Source organism: Bacteroides sp. PHL 2737 (assembly GCF_004115325.2).
Lineage (GTDB): Bacteria > Bacteroidota > Bacteroidia > Bacteroidales > Bacteroidaceae > Bacteroides > Bacteroides hominis.
On record NZ_CP040630.1, the window covers coordinates 3,474,338 to 3,490,334 of the forward strand.

Genomic DNA, 15,997 nt, shown 5'->3' on the forward strand with positions numbered 1-15,997 from the left:
CTCTGTTTCATAGGGTTAGAGGCTCTGTCCGGATGCTTTCTCTTTTACCTTTTTAATATATACCATCAAAATCACTACCGCTGTTATGAAAGCCAATCCGTCAGAGACAGGCATGCTGATCCATACTCCCTTTACACCGTATAAAGGGGGAAGCAAAAGTAATCCCGGAAGCAGGTATACTAACTGGCGTGAGAGTGACAGGAAGATACTGATCTTAGCCATCCCTATACTCTGGAAGAAGTTTGATATAACGATTTGTGCACCTACGAACGGGAACATCAGCGTGCAAATGCGTAGTCCGGACGATGCCATGTCAATCAGTTCATCGCTGTCGGTAAAGATAGCCGAAACTGTATGCGGAAAAAGTTCACAGATAACGAAGCCGCTGCTCGTAATCAATACACCGACGATGATACCCAGACGGAGCGTATGTTTCACGCGGTCAATCTTCTGTGCACCATAATTGTATCCGACGATGGGTTGCATTCCCATTGTTAATCCCATAACTACCATCACATACAGCATCAGTAGTCGGTTAATGATACCGTAGGCACCGATAGCCATATCACCACCGTATTTTTGCAAACTATTATTAATGAGGATGACGATGATACATGCCGTGACATTCATGGCGAAGGGAGACATTCCTATAGAGAAAATGCTGCCGATGATGCGTTTCTTCATCTTCCAGAAGCCCGGCATAAAGTGAACGAAACTCTCTTTGTTACGGAAGTGGCTTACTACCCATATCATTCCGATAAACTGTGACAGGACTGTGGCCATGGCAGCTCCCCGAATTCCCCAACCGAAATGGAAAATGAAGACAGGGGCGATGATAACATTGGCAATAACCGTCACCAATGATGTCAGCATTGCCTTTCTCGGATATCCGGTGGCACGCATCACGTTGTTAAGTCCGATCATGGTATAGGTGATGGGAGTTCCCAGAAGAATTACCTGCATAAAATCGCGGGCATAGGGAAGTGTGCCGCTACTGGCACCGAAGAAAAACAATATCGGGTCCAGAAACAGATAAGCCAGTCCGCCGAACAGCACTGCATTCGTCAGGCAAAGCATTAATGTATTTCCCAAAACATCGGTTGCTCCCTTGATGTCTTTTTGCCCCAGGCGTATGGAGGAGATGGTGGCACCACCTGCAGAGATCAGCACGCAGAAGGCCACGACCAGATTCATTAGCGGAAAAGTGATAGCCAGTCCGGAGATAGCCATGGGACCGACACCGTGCCCGATGAAAATGCTGTCGATGATATTATAAAGTGACGTAATAGTCATTCCGATGATGGCCGGGATGGAGTATTGTAACAGAAGTTTGCCAATAGGTTCTGTGCCCAGTATACGAGGATCGGTTTGTTGTGCCATATAGTGAAGCGTTACATATTTTTAAGTGCGGCAAAGGTACAAATAATTTGCCTGATTCGATGATTATTCTGAACTTTGCCCACAGAGTTTAACAAACAGGTAAAAGAATGTTTATGGATACAACAAAGAAGATTACCGCATTATTCGATTGTGATGGTGTAATTGTCGATACAGAAGGACAATATACTGTTTTCTGGAATGAAATGGGACAAAAGTACGTAAACGATGAAAACTTCGGTTCCAAGGTTAAAGGTCAGACGCTGGTACAGATTTATGATAAATACTTTGCGGGAGAACCGGAGAAACAAAGGGACATAACCGAGGCATTGAATCGTTTTGAAATAGAAATGAGTTATGACTATGTTCCCGGAATAGTTGAGTTTATAGCAGATCTGCGTCAGCATGGTGTAAAAATAGCCTTGGTCACCAGTTCCAATACAGCTAAAATGGAGAATGTTTATCGTGCACATCCCGAGTTTAAATCCCTTTTTGATGAAATATTGACCGCTGAGCGTTTTAAACGTTCTAAACCCGATCCGGAATGTTTCTTATTGGGAATGACGATTTTCGGTTCCGATTCAAAAGATTCCTATGTGTTCGAAGATTCATTTCATGGTTTACAGGCCGGCAGAGCATCCGGTGCCACTGTTGTCGGATTGGCAACTACAAATCCACGCGAAGCTATTGCTGATAAGGCAGACTATGTGATAGACGATTTCAAAGGAATGACTTACGAAAAGCTGCTGACTATAACTTCACGTTATATCTGATAAGAAAGATTGAATAGTATCTCAGGGAAGAATCCCTTAGCTTTGCATGGTATTAAAAAAAGAGAGAAACCTCAAATCCGCAACTAAGCTCTTCAGCGTCCTTCTTGCGTCTAAACGTCCTCTCATCACTGAATTAGCAGATAAATTGAGGCTGAAATACCCACTTCTGCCCACAATATCCCCTTGCCCCACTATGCGACTTGAGGCAATACGCAGTATCATACCCATAAGTTGTAGGCGTTATCCAAAATCAGTCTGAAAAATATCTGCGTAAGCATTATTACAGGTATAGATATTCAGCACATACCGCCTTGATGTTCTGATCCACTTGGCTGGTACAGAGACAAACCTGAAGACAAACGCTTTTATGCGACTTGTTGCATTGAGTCCGAACCTCTTTACGTCAAGTCTGTGGATAATGGCCTTGTAGAAATTACGGATAAGTGCCGTAAGAAGAAGGAACACAGTGTTCTCTGCCATGAAGGATTTGGGCAATCTGTCCCACCCGAAACCATTGTTCATATCATCGAAGATACGTTCCTTTCCTCCACGAAGGTTATAGAACTCGACAATTTCTCTTGTGGAAGATTCATAGTCGTTAGTCAGGATACAACGGTATGTGTATTCTCCTTCCCAAAGATCCAGCACACCGTCCATCCGTTTCTGTCTTTGAATCACAAGTCGGTATGCTTTACCCTTCCACTTCTCAACAAGAATAGAGTTCAATTCGAACTCAATGCCATTGATTTCCTCAGTCTTCCAGCCTCTAAGAGCAAAGATGTCATTGTAGAGCGAACTGCAGCGGTTTGCGCGGATATAGAAGGATTTGCTGTGTTTCTCTATTTCCTCCACGATTTCCTCGGAACATGATCCACAATCAGCTCTGAAACGATTGATTGTAAGTCCGTTCTGCTCAAATCTCTCAAAGAATCTCTTCAGCGTGTCCTTCTGATGAAAACGAACGTTGGTGTTACCATCGCTATTCTCAATGCCAACAATCAAGTCGTCAATAACCGCCACGCCAGGGCGATAACCAAGGAACTTCTTGTATGTAGGCTTTGCATCATACTTCTCAGTCTCTATGAACTGATGGTCGAAATCAACATCATACATCTCGCCCTCTTTCAGTTGGCCGGATGCAAACATACAATTGAGCAGTAAGGTATTGAGTGTGTCAGCCGTGTTGAAATCGTAGTTCTTACCCGTATCTGATGTGTATGAGATGTTTCCTTGCGTCAGTTCCTTTATCGCTCTGAGGATAGTATCAGAACTACAAGTACGAAGTGTCGGATGGAGCGAGAGATGGTTCATCAAATGAGTAGTGACATCCTCAATGCATGAGCCACCACAGAAGTAGATACTCATGAGGGAACGGACGATTTCACTGTACTGATAACCGAACGAGCTACACCTTAGACCGAGTGTCGAGTCGATTACAGATGACAATGTGGAGTCAAATTGCTCCATGATTGAAAATATTCCTCCAAAAGGAGTGAGCTTCTCGGATTTTATTTGTATTTTTGCCATGCCTGATGAGGTTTTGTTTGATTATTTTTTTGCAACACTAAGTTAAGTGAATCCTCTGACATGGCAAAATCCTGAGCAACTTTTTGTTGCTCAGGTACTTAAAAAAAATATTTTATAATAGTGTTGCGGAATTAAGGAGAAAATCATGTATAAGCAAACGATTCGCCCTGTTTTATTTCTGATGGAACCCGAAAAGGTACACACCTTGTTGGTTTCCTTCCTCAAATGTTACCGGCATTTGCCATGGTGCAAATGCTGGATGCGTCATCTCTATACTTGTTCCGACAAACAGTTGATATGGAACCATCTTACTTTCCGAAACCGTATCGGCCTGTCGGCCGGTTTCGATAAAGGTGCCGAGGTTTTTGATGAATTGGCCGATTATGGTTTCGGATTTATTGAAGTCGGTACTGTCACTCCCGATGCCCAGGATGGAAATCCCCGTCCCCGTATTTTTCGCTTACCTCAGTGTGAATCTTTAATTTCCCGTACAGGTTTCAATAATCCCGGATTGGATATTATTAAACGCCGTCTTGAACAGAAACACGGTTCATATGTTTTAGGTGTAAATATCAATAAGAATCCCTCTTCGGAAGGCGAACAAGCTGTGGCAGACTTTTTGCATTTATACAAAGAGTTATATCCTTATGCCGGCTATTTCACGCTTAATTGGGGATCGGTGGAGATTACTCTGATGAAGCGGGTACTCAAAACGCTGGCTGCTTTTCGTCTGGAACAGAATATACATGTTCCGGTACTTCTCAAACTTCCTGCCGATATAACAGAAGAAGGAATGGATGATGTGATCGACTGTACTCGTCTGTACCGGGTAGATGGGGTGATAGCTACCGGACCTACCATGGAGCGTACTTGTTTAAAAGGTTATTCGCCTGCACAATTGCAGAAGATCGGAGCCGGTGGAGTCAGTGGACGCGGGATAGGGGAGAAGTCATTAAAAGCCGTCGGCTATTTGCGTGCCCATGCCGGAAAAAGCCTTTTGATAGTAGGGGCAGGCGGAATTATTACTCCCCCCGATGCCCGTCGAATGTTGGATGCGGGGGCCAATCTGATACAAATCTATTCTTCGTTTATTTACGAAGGGCCGGGCATAGTGAAAAAGATGATTCAGGAAATTAAATAATAAGGAATAAAGTTATGGAACAGAGTTTTATTGAATATTCATTAGGAAAAGATGCTTTTTCGGCTACTCTTTGGGTTTATCCGGCTCGTAAGCCAGGAGGTAAAGCCATTATTATGTGTCCCGGTGGCGGATTCAATCAAGTAGCTTCAGATCATGAAGGTCGCGATTTTGCCGTATGGTTTAATAATCTGGGTATCACATATGCCGTACTGAATTATCGCATGCCTCATGGTGATGTTGAAGTGATTCGTGAAGATATTCGTGAAGCGATTCGCCTGATCCGCCGCCAGTCGGCAGAGTGGGGAATCCATCAACTGGGTGTTATGGGAGCTTCTATCGGAGGCTATATTGCTGCTACTGCCGCAACTCTTTATACCGGGACCGACCGCCCCGACTTTCAGGTATTGCTTTATCCTGTTATCAGCATGAACGACCGACTGACCCATTTGCCTTCACGCGGACGTATGTTGGGAGAAACTATTCCGGAAAGTCTGAAAGAGACATTATCTCTTGAACTTCATGTCACAGCCGATACTCCTCGTACATTCATTGTTTTGGCTGAGGATGATCAGGCGGTATCTCCTCTCAACAGTATTGTCTATTATACAGCATTATTGAAACATGGGGTTTCTGCCGGACTGCATATTTATCCGGAAGGCGGACATAGCTTCGGATTTCGTGATAGCTTCATATATAAGAAGTTATGGACTGATGAACTGCAAAAATGGTTGCTGACCTTTTAATGCGGATGCGCTAATTTATTCGCTTTTACTTGTATGGTATGAATTAAAAGTTATACCTTTGCGCCCGATTTTTAATTTAAAAAGATTGGATATGGCTGGTTATATATCAGATGACACAAGAAAAGTGACGACTCATCGCCTGATCGAAATGAAGCAAAGAGGCGAAAAAATATCTATGCTTACTTCGTATGACTATACTATGGCGCAGATTGTAGACGGTGCCGGTATCGATGTTATCCTTGTAGGCGATTCTGCATCAAATGTGATGGCAGGCAATGTAACTACACTTCCTATTACTCTCGATCAAATGATTTATCATGGTAAATCGGTTGTGCGCGGTGTGAAGCGTGCAATGGTAGTAGTTGACATGCCTTTTGGTTCTTATCAGGGAAATGAGATGGAAGGGCTTGCTTCGGCTATCCGTATTATGAAAGAGAGCCACGCTGATGCTTTGAAACTGGAAGGCGGCGAAGAGATTCTCGACACTGTGAAGCGTATCCTGAGTGCCGGTATTCCGGTGATGGGACATCTCGGACTGATGCCGCAATCTATCAATAAATACGGTACATATACCGTTCGTGCCAAAGATGATGCAGAAGCAGAGAAGCTGATTCGTGATGCACATCTGCTTGAAGAAGCCGGATGTTTCGGGCTTGTGCTTGAGAAAATTCCCGCAGCATTGGCTGCCCGCGTTGCAAGCGAACTGACTATTCCGGTTATCGGCATTGGTGCCGGTGGCGATGTAGACGGACAGGTATTGGTTATTCAGGACATGTTGGGTATGAACAATGGTTTCCGTCCCCGTTTCCTTCGTCGTTATGCCGACCTCTATACGGTGATGACTGATGCAATCAGCCACTATGTTTCGGACGTAAAGAACTGCGACTTCCCGAACGAGAAAGAACAATATTAATTGTCGTATGGCAACTAAATTATGGACATTGCATTTTATGCGGATATGCCTTGCTAATTTATTGTTGTTCATATCCCTGTACCTGTTGTACCCTGTGCTTCCGGTAGTGATGGCTTCACGTTTGGGCGTGCCAGTCAGTCAGACGGGGGGAATATATATACTTTTTACGCTTGCCATGTTTTTTATCGGCCCGTTTCATGCGTATCTGGTCGATGTCTACAAGCGAAAATATATATGTATGCTTTCGTTTGGGATAATGGTAGCGGCGACTGCCGGTTACACACTTGTGCAAAGTGCCACACATCTGTTGTTGCTTTGCTTGGTACAGGGAATCTCCTTTGGAATGGCTGCTACGGCAGGCATTACATTGGCCATTGATGTCACCAATTCCACTTTTCGCAGTGCCGGCAATGTAGTCTTTTCTTGGGCAGCACGTCTGGGGATGATTATAGGGACAGCGTTAGGAGTGTTTTTATTCCGGACACATGGCTTTGAAACTCTGTTATATGTTTCTGTCGCATCGGGAGCCTTGGGAATGCTGTTTGTGTCGAGGGTATATGTGCCTTTCCGTGCACCAATAGGGATGAAGGTTTGTTCGATGGACCGTTTTCTGCTTCCCCGTGGATTTATTCCGGCATTTAACCTGATGTTGATCGCTTTTGTGCCCGGATTGTTGCTTCCTGTGCTTGCCGGTGCGCCAAGTGATGTGCCGGTAGGAGGTGAACTGATACCTTTCTTTGCTTTGGCCGGAGTCGGTTTTCTCTTGTCAGTAATGGTGGTGAGACTGTTTTTCCGTTATGATAACAAGATATGGCTGCAGATAGTCACCGGGTTGATAACTATGATCGGAGCGATGGCTTTGTTGTTTTCTCCTGAAACCGGTTGGAATGTCCCGGCAGCGATATTGATGGGATTAGGACTTGGATTGGTTACTCCGGAATTCTTGATGATGTTTGTCAAGCTGTCTCAACATTGCCAGCGTGGCACGGCCAATACGACTCATTTACTTGCATGGGAACTTGGAGTCGGCTTAGGTATTGCATCTGCCTGTCACTTACATCTCACAGCTAATGAACATGTGGTTTGTCGGGTAGGATTGTTGGCGGCAATCGTGGCTCTGGCTTTCTTTGTCCTGATTACATATCCTTATTTTAAAAGGAAGAAGGTGAGATAAACGATATATGTATATCTGAAAAACAGACTCCGTAGTTTGGTGATGAATTGTCGCAAAACTACGGAGTTCGTTTTTATTGTCTATCCCATGTTGCACAATAAAACCGCAAGCATATAAGGCATGAAGATAATGACTCCTATGATGGCGGCAACTATGGCACATATCAGCACTGCACCTGCCGCAATATCTTTCACATCACCTGCAATCGGATTGTGTTCCGGGGATACGAGGTTGACTAATCTTTCTATAGCTGTATTGAATCCCTCCGCTGCCAGTACCATTCCGAAACAAAGTATGATGGCTATCCATTCGTTCCGGGTGATACCGAAGTAAAATCCGGCGATTGTTACTGTGATGATTGCCACACAGTGTATCCAGGCATTATGCTCTTTGCTTACAAAACTCCGAATGCCTTTCCAGGCATATCCGAAGCTTTGTATCCTTTTTTTTATACTGAATTTTTCCATTCTCAGTTTCTGCTAACCTGTTTTACACCTTTCACTGTGCGTAGCTTTTTAATCAGTGCCTCCAGTCGTCCGGTGTCACTCACCATAATGGTCAGCGTGCCCGAGAAGAGTCCGTCGTTCGAATCAATTCCAATGGAACGCAGTGAGATGCCATTCTCTTTTGATATGATAGAGGTGATATTGGTCACAATACCGATGTCATCATGACCCACTACACGGAGTGTGATCGGATATTGAGTACCTTCCGATTTTCCGGCCCAGCGTGCTTTGACAATACGGTATCCGAAACGTTCGCGCATCTGTCCCGCATTGGGGCAGTCGTTGCGGTGAATCTTGATACCTCCGGATACAGTGACAAATCCGAATACGTCGTCTCCATATATGGGGTTGCAACATTTGGCCAACTTGAAGTCCAGTCCTTTCAGGTTTTGGTCAATGACGAGTACATCCTCTTTAGTGACAGTGGTTTCGTCTATCTGGTTTTGCAGGTTGTATTCTTCGGCACTGCGGTAGATCACTTCATCACGTTCACCGTCCCGTTTCTGTTGTTCGATGTATTTATCCAGAATGTCGTTCACGTCAAGCACTTCGTCGGCAATATTCTGATAAAACTCTGTCACATTCTTGAATCCCAGGCGTTTGATCAGACGCATCATTACTGCTTCGTCATATTCCATCTTCCGGTTTTTGAATTTCCGTTCCAATGTTTCTTTGGCGAAATCGTGCTGGCGTGCTACCATTTCCTTCAGGGCCTGGCGGATCTTCGTACGGGCTTTTGAGGTAGTGACAATGTTCAGCCAGTCCTGTTTCGGAGTCTGTGTGTTCGATGTCATAATCTCTACCTGATCTCCGCTATTCAACTTTTGTCTCAGCTGTACATTTTTACCGTTCACCTTTGCACCGATGCACTTACACCCCAATTTGCTGTGAATGTGGAAAGCGAAATCGAGTACCGTAGCTCCTTTTGCCAGTTTGAAGAGGTCTCCTTTCGGCGTAAACACAAATACCTCGTCTTCATACAGATCCAGTTTAAACTGATCCATCATTTCTAGGTCGTTTTCTGTATTCTCCAATGCTTCGCGTATTGAAGTCAGCCATTCGTCCAACCCGCTTTCACCTTTCACGCCTTTGTATCTCCAATGTGCGGCCAGTCCGCGCTCGGCTATCTCGTCCATACGTTCCGTACGGATTTGCACTTCGACCCATTTTCCTTCCGGCCCCATTACAGTGATGTGCAATGATTCGTAACCATTGCTTTTGGGAACCGACAGCCAGTCACGCAGACGTTTCGGATTAGGTTGATACATATCCGTCACAATGGAGTAAGCCTGCCAGCATTCCTGCTTTTCTTTTTCGAACTGGGATTCCAGAATGATACGTATGGCAAACAAGTCATACACGTTTTCGAACTGGCATTTCTGTTTCTTCATTTTCTGATAGATGGAATGAATGGATTTGGTGCGTCCTTTCATGTGAAAATGCAGTCCCGCTTCCTCCAGTTTCCGTTGTATCGGAGCGATGAAGTTGGCAATATAACGGTCACGTGACTTTTTCGTCTCGTTCAGTTTCTCTTTGATGTGGTAATAAATGTCATGTTCGGTGTACTTCAATGACAAATCTTCCAGCTCCGATTTCAGTTTATACAATCCCAGTTTGTGAGCCAACGGAGCGTACAGATAGGCGGCTTCATTAGCCACTCGTCTGCGGGCCTCGTCATTCTCGGCATCCTTTATTTGCCGCATCACGTTTACACGGTCGGCGATCATGATCAGGATCACACGCATGTCTTCGGCAAAAGACAACAACAGGTTACGGAAATTTTCCGATTCGATAGTCGGACTCTTATCGTAAAGGTCATTAATCTTAATGAGTCCCCGGATAATTCCAGCTACATCTTCGCCATACTCCTGTTGAATATATTCTATTGTATACGAGTGACAACGCACCGGTGTGTGTAACATGATACCCAGAATAGATGCCCGTTTCATACCGATTTCTTCGGCTACGATTACAGCAGTCTGCATATCTTTGATGACAGGATTCAGACCAAAACTGTCCCTTTGCATCGCATTGTTCTGTGTGGAGTCGATAAGGTGCTTTTTCAGCTTTCTGCAGTCTCCTTTTTGTAAGGTTTCTCCGGTGAGGCGCAGTAGTTTTTTGTATAGTGAGAACAATAATTCTCTCTCTTCTTTCGTAAAGAATTCATCTCTTTCCATAAGCAGCTCAAATTTATCGTCGGTAAAGATAGTTTTTTTCCGGGTTTTGTAGGGTGTCCTCTTCCTTTTTTTGTATTTTTGGGCATGAATTAATAAAATTAGATAGTATGATAACACCTGAAGACAAAGAATTGCTTGCCCAAAAAGGCATTTCGGAAGTACAAATCGCTGAACAGTTGACTTGTTTCCAAAAAGGCTTTCCTTATTTGAAATTAGATGCTGCCGCATCTGTAGAAAAAGGTATTCTGGCTCCCGATGCCGAAGAACAGAAAGCTTATCTCGCAGCCTGGGATGCTTATACCAATTCTGACAAAACGATTGTAAAGTTTGTACCCGCTTCGGGTGCTGCCAGCCGTATGTTCAAAAATCTTTTTGAATTTCTGGATGCTGACTATGCTGAGCCGACTACAAAGTTCGAACAAACGTTCTTTGCCTCAATTGAGAAATTTGCTTTCTATGATGATCTGAATACTGCCTGTATGAGGATAGAAGGTAAAGATATTCCCGGTTTGATTGCAGATGGTGACTACAAGGCAGTTGTTTCAGGATTGCTGAACGTAGCGGGATTAAACTATGGTGCACTTCCGAAAGGTTTGCTCAAGTTCCATAAGTACGAAGAAGGCTCACGTACTCCGCTTGAAGAACATTTGGCGGAGGGTGCTATGTACGCTGCCGGTAAAAGCGGAAAGGTGAATGTCCACTTTACTGTTTCAACCGAACATCGTGAACTCTTTAAATCATTGGTAGCCGAAAAAGCCGATGCCTTTGCCAAACGTTATGGAGTAGATTATAATATTAGTTTTTCCGAGCAGAAACCAAGTACCGATACGATTGCCGCTGATATGGAAAACCAGCCTTTCCGCGATAATGGCAAGCTTTTGTTCCGCCCCGGTGGTCATGGAGCACTGATTGAGAACCTGAACGATTTGGATGCGGATGTGATTTTTATTAAGAATATAGACAATGTCGTTCCGGACAGATTAAAAGGTGATACGGTGCTTTATAAGAAATTGATTGCCGGTGTACTTGTATCCCTCCAGAAGCAGGCTTTTGAATATCTGGAACTTTTGGATAGCGGCCGCTACACACACGAACAGGTAATGGATATTCTGCAATTTGTGCAGAAGAAACTTTTCTGCAAGAATCCAGAAACGAAGGATCTGGAAGATGCTGAATTGGTCATCTATCTGAAGAATAAATTGAACCGCCCGATGCGTGTTTGTGGTATGGTGAAGAATGTGGGTGAACCGGGTGGCGGTCCGTTCCTTGCTTATAACAGTGACGGAACGATTTCATTGCAAATCCTTGAAAGTTCACAGATCGATATGAATAATCCGGAAGCTAAAGAAATGTTTGAGAAAGGTACCCACTTCAATCCGGTAGATTTGGTTTGTGCGGTACGTGATTACAAAGGACATAAGTTTGATCTGGTAAGATACGTGGATAAAGCCACAGGCTTCATATCTTATAAGTCGAAGAGTGGTAAAGACTTGAAAGCTCTTGAGCTTCCCGGCTTGTGGAATGGTGCCATGAGTGATTGGAGTACGGTATTTGTGGAAGTTCCGCTTTCTACATTTAATCCGGTGAAGACGGTAAATGATCTGTTGCGTGAACAACACCAATAGTCGAGGGAGAAATAAAAGAGGGTGTCCGAAAAGGGTACCCTCTAACTTTTTTCTTTTTTTGTGATTTATCCAACAACTTATAAAAATGCCCCTCATGAAACTCAATTTTCTCCCTTTATCAGTCTTATAATCCTTTCCATCCCTCCCTTTCTTAGCCTTTTTCTGCTTGCAGATCATTTTTCCGATGTTAAATGCAATAGCCAATATTCCAAAGTCCATGACAATCTTCTCCAAGCCTTTATGCCTGAACCTCTTGTACTCTTTATTCCATTTTATTTGCCCGAAGACCGCTTCCACCTCCACCGGTCTTTTGCTCCTATGTTCAAGCCCTTTTGATGAAGTGAGTTTCTCACGTGCCAGTTGCTTGTACCGCCTTAATTTATGATTCACCTTGATCTCCCTGTTTCCTCTCCCTTTGTGACATTTATTTTGTAGGGGACATCCCTGACAGTTCTTAGCACGGTAAACACTTATTTCACTTTCATATCCATTATCATTGACAGCCTTTATCGTGTAGGCAAATTTCATATACTGTCCCATCGGACATACAAAGTAATCTTCCGGTTCGTTATAATACAAATTATCTTGTTTGGAGATGTCACATTTCCATTTTTTTGTTTGTTCCATATGAAAATAATTATATTTCACATAAGCGCTTATACCGAAGCGTTCCATAAACTCATAATTTTCCTCACTTCCATATCCGGCATCCGCACAAACCTCTTTCATGAACCGGCAGTATCTCATCCGGCCATACAATAGAAATGAAATCAACGTCAACGTATCACCCGGATTGTGATAGAAAGCATAGTTTGTTATGAACTGGTTTTCCGTGGATATCTGTAGATTATATCCCGGTTTAAGCTGACCGTTCCTCATGTGGTCTTCTTTCATGCGCATAAAAGTCGCATCAGGATCTGTTTTGGAATAGCTGTTTCTTTCCCCCATTATTTCCAAGTGTTTCTCATATTCCTGCAGCTTAGGTAAGTACTCCTCATTAAGCTTTTTAATCTGACGAAGTTCACGTTTATTGCGGTTCTCCAGATTAATGGCATCTATTTTTTCTTTCAGAGCATGGCTGTCAATAGGAAGAGTTGATTCTCCAGGAGCGGTGTTGTCACCGAGAATACCCTCATCAATTTGAGAAAGTATACATTGAATCTTATTTTCCAGACGATCCTTATACTTTTCCACACTTTTGCGCCAGACGAAAGTATAACGGTTGGCTGCCGACTCCATCTTGGTCCCGTCGATATATTGTTTTTCCAGGCTGATATATCCCAACTCAACAAGCATGAGCACAATCTGAGTGAACAAACTGTGGATACAACTCTTCAAACGCTTGCTGCGGAAATCATTGATGGTACGGAAGTCGGGAGTGGACTTGCCCGAAAGCCACATGTAAAGGATGTTCTCCTGAAGTAGACGTGCTATCTTACGACAAGAGTACACATTGTTCAGGTAGGCGAAGAACAACACTTTCAAAAGCATGCGGGGATAATAAGCAGGACAACCACCACCCTTATAAGTAGATAACAACGGACTGATGTCAAGCTTATCAACAATCTGGTTGACAAGCCGGACCGGAGCATCCGAAGAAATATTTTCATCAAGACGGCAAGGAAATAAGGAATCCATACCTTGAGAATACTCCTTAAATTGTATATTTGCACTATCGATTAACATGCTCTAAGATAAACATTTTAGAGCAAATTAAAAAGTCCGAGCTTGGGAAAGTTCGGACTTTTACATAAAAAAAGAGGGTACCCTTTTCGGACACCCTCTTTCTCTTATTCTATTGCTTATCAGATCAGTTTCTTGGTAAAGCTTCTTTTACTACCATCGGACGACCGGCATATTCTGCTCCGTTCAATTCTTTAATGGCATTGCTGGCTTCTGAAGATTCCGGCATTTCAACAAAAGCAAAACCTTTAGATCTTCTTGTTTCGCGATCTGTGATCAGTTTTACTGATTCTACTGTTCCATACTCTTCCATAACTTGTCTCAAATCTGACTCCTTAACATTATAGCTAAGATTTCCAATGTACATATTCATAAATATACAAAAATAAAAAATTAATAAAATAACAATAAAGCTTTAGGAAGTGTAAATCAGAAATGAAAGTTCTCAATGCGAACATTGAGGAAATACATGTGAGAGTTAGACCAATAAAAACCTCTTGTTGTTTGGTTTTGCAAAGTAAGGCATTAATTCCGGATAATATGCTATATTTGGTTCTTTTCATCCTTTTAAATATTCTTTTTTGTGTAATTAGACCAATAATTAACACTTTGTTTTGGCCACCCATTCTTGTATTTGTCTCTATATTAGAAATTATTTTATGCCGTTTATGAAGTTAACATCCTGTTGTATACGATGTTAATAACGTAATTATACGAAGTTAATATCGTAAAGTCGAGAAGTTAACTTCCTGCATATACGATATTAACTTCGTATAATCCCTTTCTATGTGTGCTTTAAGTGGTTGAAAATCAGTGATGTTCTATGAAGTGGAAATACTCCATTCTTCTTTTAGGAGGAGAGTTTTCTCTTGAATATGTTTTGCAGACCTTTTACTTGTTAATCATTTTTTATACTGTTCCCTTTTTCTTTCCTTTATTGCAATCATTTAGTAGCTCGTTCGGGATTTATTGGAAGAAAAGTAGTATTTTTGCGTCATTATATCTTAAAATATTCAATCATGAAGAAAATACTTTTACTCGGATCGGGCGAACTGGGAAAGGAGTTTGTAATTTCTGCTCAACGTAAAGGTCAATACACCATTGCTTGTGATTCGTATGCCGGAGCACCTGCTATGCAGGTAGCCGATGAATATGAAGTTTTCGATATGCTGAACGGTGAAGAACTGGAGCGTATTGTAAAGAAACACCGGCCGGATATTATCGTCCCCGAAATTGAAGCCATCCGCACGGAACGTTTATACGATTTCGAGAAGGAAGGCATTCAGGTAGTGCCGAGTGCCCGTGCAGTGAATTATACCATGAACCGCAAAGCCATCCGTGATTTGGCCGCTAAGGAATTGGGGCTGAAAACTGCGAAATACTATTATGCCAAATCGTTGGAGGAATTGAAGGAAGCTGCTGCGAAGATAGGTTTTCCCTGTGTTGTGAAGCCTTTAATGTCATCATCGGGCAAAGGGCAGTCGTTGGTAAAAAGTGCTGCTGAGTTGGAGCATGCCTGGGAGTATGGTTGTAGCGGCAGCCGCGGAGATATTCGTGAACTGATTATTGAAGAGTTTATCAAATTCGATAGTGAAATAACTTTGCTCACGGTAACTCAGAAGAATGGTCCGACACTATTTTGTCCACCTATCGGACATGTACAGAAGGGAGGAGACTATCGTGAAAGTTTTCAGCCCGCACACATTGACCCGGCACATCTGAAGGAAGCGGAAGAGATGGCTGAAAAAGTAACCTGCGCATTGACCGGTGCCGGATTATGGGGAGTTGAATTCTTCCTGAGTCATGAAAATGGGGTTTACTTCTCAGAACTGTCTCCGCGTCCGCACGATACAGGAATGGTAACATTGGCGGGAACACAAAACCTGAATGAATTTGAACTTCACTTACGTGCCGTATTAGGATTACCCATTCCGGGTATAAAGCAGGAGAGAATAGGAGCGAGTGCTGTTATTCTTTCACCGATTGCCAGCCAGGAACGTCCGCAGTATAGAGGCATGGAGGAAGTTACCATAGAAGAGGACACCTATCTGCGTATATTTGGTAAGCCATATACACGTGTGAATCGCCGTATGGGGGTAGTACTCTGTTATGCTCCGAACGGTTCTGATCTGGATGCTTTGCGTGATAAGGCAAAACGAATAGCTGATAAAGTAGAAGTATATTAAATACGGAGGTTTCTTTCTGAAAATCCAATAACAGGTCTTTGTCGCTTAAGAAGTGGCAGAGACCTGTCTTTTTATTAGTCTATGCCTCTGTCTTTTTCTGCTCTTTTGCAATTGTTAATACTCTGCCCGGTTAAGTCTGCAGAGACCGAAAAATGACCCTCAAACACAACTC

Annotated in this window: 13 protein-coding genes and 1 pseudogene; 7 read left to right on the plus strand and 7 right to left on the minus strand. The window is 43.1% G+C overall.

The genetic code is table 11. The annotated features are described in order from the left end of the window. Positions 1-15 precede the first annotated feature (15 nt). Positions 16-1,380 (minus strand): MATE family efflux transporter, encoded by a 1,365-nt coding sequence (locus tag DBK98_RS14205; RefSeq protein ID WP_022011727.1) that lies wholly within the window; start codon positions 1,378-1,380, stop codon positions 16-18. 107 nt (positions 1,381-1,487) lie between these two features. On the opposite strand from DBK98_RS14205, the gene DBK98_RS14210 reads away from it, so the two are divergent. Continuing rightward, entirely contained in the window at positions 1,488-2,150 is a 663-nt protein-coding gene (locus DBK98_RS14210) for an HAD family phosphatase (protein ID WP_080546188.1), read from the plus strand. A 36-nt stretch (positions 2,151-2,186) separates the two neighbouring features. Here DBK98_RS14210 and DBK98_RS23310 read toward each other — a convergent pair whose 3' ends face one another. Together DBK98_RS23310 and DBK98_RS14215 are read right to left on the minus strand one after the other, a co-directional pair. Then, positions 2,187-2,378 carry a hypothetical protein gene (locus tag DBK98_RS23310; protein WP_005805706.1) on the minus strand — a complete coding sequence of 64 codons (192 nt, stop codon included), beginning with the start codon at positions 2,376-2,378 and terminating at the stop codon, positions 2,187-2,189. Between the two features lie 12 nt (positions 2,379-2,390). Beyond that, positions 2,391-3,677 (minus strand): IS1380-like element IS613 family transposase, encoded by a 1,287-nt coding sequence (locus tag DBK98_RS14215; RefSeq protein WP_005805709.1) that lies wholly within the window; start codon positions 3,675-3,677, stop codon positions 2,391-2,393. A 145-nt stretch (positions 3,678-3,822) separates the two neighbouring features. Between DBK98_RS14215 and DBK98_RS14220 the strand changes: the two genes are divergently transcribed. The 4 genes from DBK98_RS14220 (at position 3,823) to DBK98_RS14235 (ending at position 7,648) form a co-directional block, all read left to right on the plus strand. Beyond that, positions 3,823-4,818, plus strand: a complete 996-nt coding sequence (locus DBK98_RS14220) for a quinone-dependent dihydroorotate dehydrogenase (RefSeq protein ID WP_022011729.1) — start codon at positions 3,823-3,825, stop codon at positions 4,816-4,818. 14 nt (positions 4,819-4,832) lie between these two features. Further along, positions 4,833-5,561: an alpha/beta hydrolase gene (locus DBK98_RS14225; RefSeq protein ID WP_032536053.1), complete on the plus strand. Its 729-nt coding sequence runs from the start codon at positions 4,833-4,835 to the stop codon at positions 5,559-5,561. Positions 5,562-5,652: 91 nt separating this feature from the next. Next, complete coding sequence (panB, locus tag DBK98_RS14230) at positions 5,653-6,474, plus strand: 3-methyl-2-oxobutanoate hydroxymethyltransferase (RefSeq protein WP_005777498.1); 822 nt, start codon at positions 5,653-5,655, stop codon at positions 6,472-6,474. Positions 6,475-6,481: 7 nt separating this feature from the next. Further along, complete coding sequence (locus tag DBK98_RS14235) at positions 6,482-7,648, plus strand: MFS transporter (protein WP_005777500.1); 1,167 nt, start codon at positions 6,482-6,484, stop codon at positions 7,646-7,648. Between the two features lie 80 nt (positions 7,649-7,728). On the opposite strand, the gene DBK98_RS14240 is transcribed toward DBK98_RS14235, so the two are convergent. Further along, positions 7,729-8,115, minus strand: a complete 387-nt coding sequence (locus tag DBK98_RS14240; protein WP_005820113.1) for a diacylglycerol kinase family protein — start codon at positions 8,113-8,115, stop codon at positions 7,729-7,731. 2 nt (positions 8,116-8,117) lie between these two features. Continuing rightward, positions 8,118-10,331, minus strand: a complete 2,214-nt coding sequence (locus DBK98_RS14245) for a bifunctional (p)ppGpp synthetase/guanosine-3',5'-bis(diphosphate) 3'-pyrophosphohydrolase (RefSeq protein WP_005805717.1) — start codon at positions 10,329-10,331, stop codon at positions 8,118-8,120. Positions 10,332-10,438: 107 nt separating this feature from the next. Between DBK98_RS14245 and DBK98_RS14250 the strand changes: the two genes are divergently transcribed. After that, a complete protein-coding gene (locus tag DBK98_RS14250; RefSeq protein WP_005777505.1) occupies positions 10,439-11,956 on the plus strand; it encodes a DUF4301 family protein in 1,518 nt (505 codons plus the stop codon). Positions 11,957-12,064: 108 nt separating this feature from the next. Here DBK98_RS14250 and DBK98_RS14255 read toward each other — a convergent pair. Both DBK98_RS14255 and DBK98_RS14260 read right to left on the minus strand, forming a co-directional pair. Continuing rightward, positions 12,065-13,642: pseudogene (locus DBK98_RS14255) on the minus strand (IS1182 family transposase); the annotation flags it as partial. 124 nt (positions 13,643-13,766) lie between these two features. Then, positions 13,767-14,012, minus strand: coding sequence for an RNA-binding protein (locus DBK98_RS14260; protein WP_005805721.1), 246 nt, complete (start codon positions 14,010-14,012; stop codon positions 13,767-13,769). A 646-nt stretch (positions 14,013-14,658) separates the two neighbouring features. On the opposite strand from DBK98_RS14260, the gene purT reads away from it, so the two are divergent. After that, the gene (gene purT, locus DBK98_RS14265; protein ID WP_032536066.1) at positions 14,659-15,825 is read left to right on the plus strand and encodes a formate-dependent phosphoribosylglycinamide formyltransferase; all 1,167 of its coding nucleotides are present in this window, start codon (positions 14,659-14,661) and stop codon (positions 15,823-15,825) included. Positions 15,826-15,997: the final 172 nt, after the last annotated feature.

What these genes read in the sequence shown, in the direction of transcription:
- DBK98_RS14205 (WP_022011727.1), bottom strand. Translation starts at nt 1,380, where the DNA reads ATGGCACAACAAACCGATCCTCGTATACTGGGCACAGAACCTATTGGC.
- DBK98_RS14210 (WP_080546188.1), top strand. Translation starts at nt 1,488, where the DNA reads ATGTTTATGGATACAACAAAGAAGATTACCGCATTATTCGATTGTGAT.
- DBK98_RS23310 (WP_005805706.1), bottom strand. Translation starts at nt 2,378, where the DNA reads ATGGGTATGATACTGCGTATTGCCTCAAGTCGCATAGTGGGGCAAGGG.
- DBK98_RS14215 (WP_005805709.1), bottom strand. Translation starts at nt 3,677, where the DNA reads ATGGCAAAAATACAAATAAAATCCGAGAAGCTCACTCCTTTTGGAGGA.
- DBK98_RS14220 (WP_022011729.1), top strand. Translation starts at nt 3,823, where the DNA reads ATGTATAAGCAAACGATTCGCCCTGTTTTATTTCTGATGGAACCCGAA.
- DBK98_RS14225 (WP_032536053.1), top strand. Translation starts at nt 4,833, where the DNA reads ATGGAACAGAGTTTTATTGAATATTCATTAGGAAAAGATGCTTTTTCG.
- panB (WP_005777498.1), top strand. Translation starts at nt 5,653, where the DNA reads ATGGCTGGTTATATATCAGATGACACAAGAAAAGTGACGACTCATCGC.
- DBK98_RS14235 (WP_005777500.1), top strand. Translation starts at nt 6,482, where the DNA reads ATGGCAACTAAATTATGGACATTGCATTTTATGCGGATATGCCTTGCT.
- DBK98_RS14240 (WP_005820113.1), bottom strand. Translation starts at nt 8,115, where the DNA reads ATGGAAAAATTCAGTATAAAAAAAAGGATACAAAGCTTCGGATATGCC.
- DBK98_RS14245 (WP_005805717.1), bottom strand. Translation starts at nt 10,331, where the DNA reads ATGGAAAGAGATGAATTCTTTACGAAAGAAGAGAGAGAATTATTGTTC.
- DBK98_RS14250 (WP_005777505.1), top strand. Translation starts at nt 10,439, where the DNA reads ATGATAACACCTGAAGACAAAGAATTGCTTGCCCAAAAAGGCATTTCG.
- DBK98_RS14260 (WP_005805721.1), bottom strand. Translation starts at nt 14,012, where the DNA reads ATGAATATGTACATTGGAAATCTTAGCTATAATGTTAAGGAGTCAGAT.
- purT (WP_032536066.1), top strand. Translation starts at nt 14,659, where the DNA reads ATGAAGAAAATACTTTTACTCGGATCGGGCGAACTGGGAAAGGAGTTT.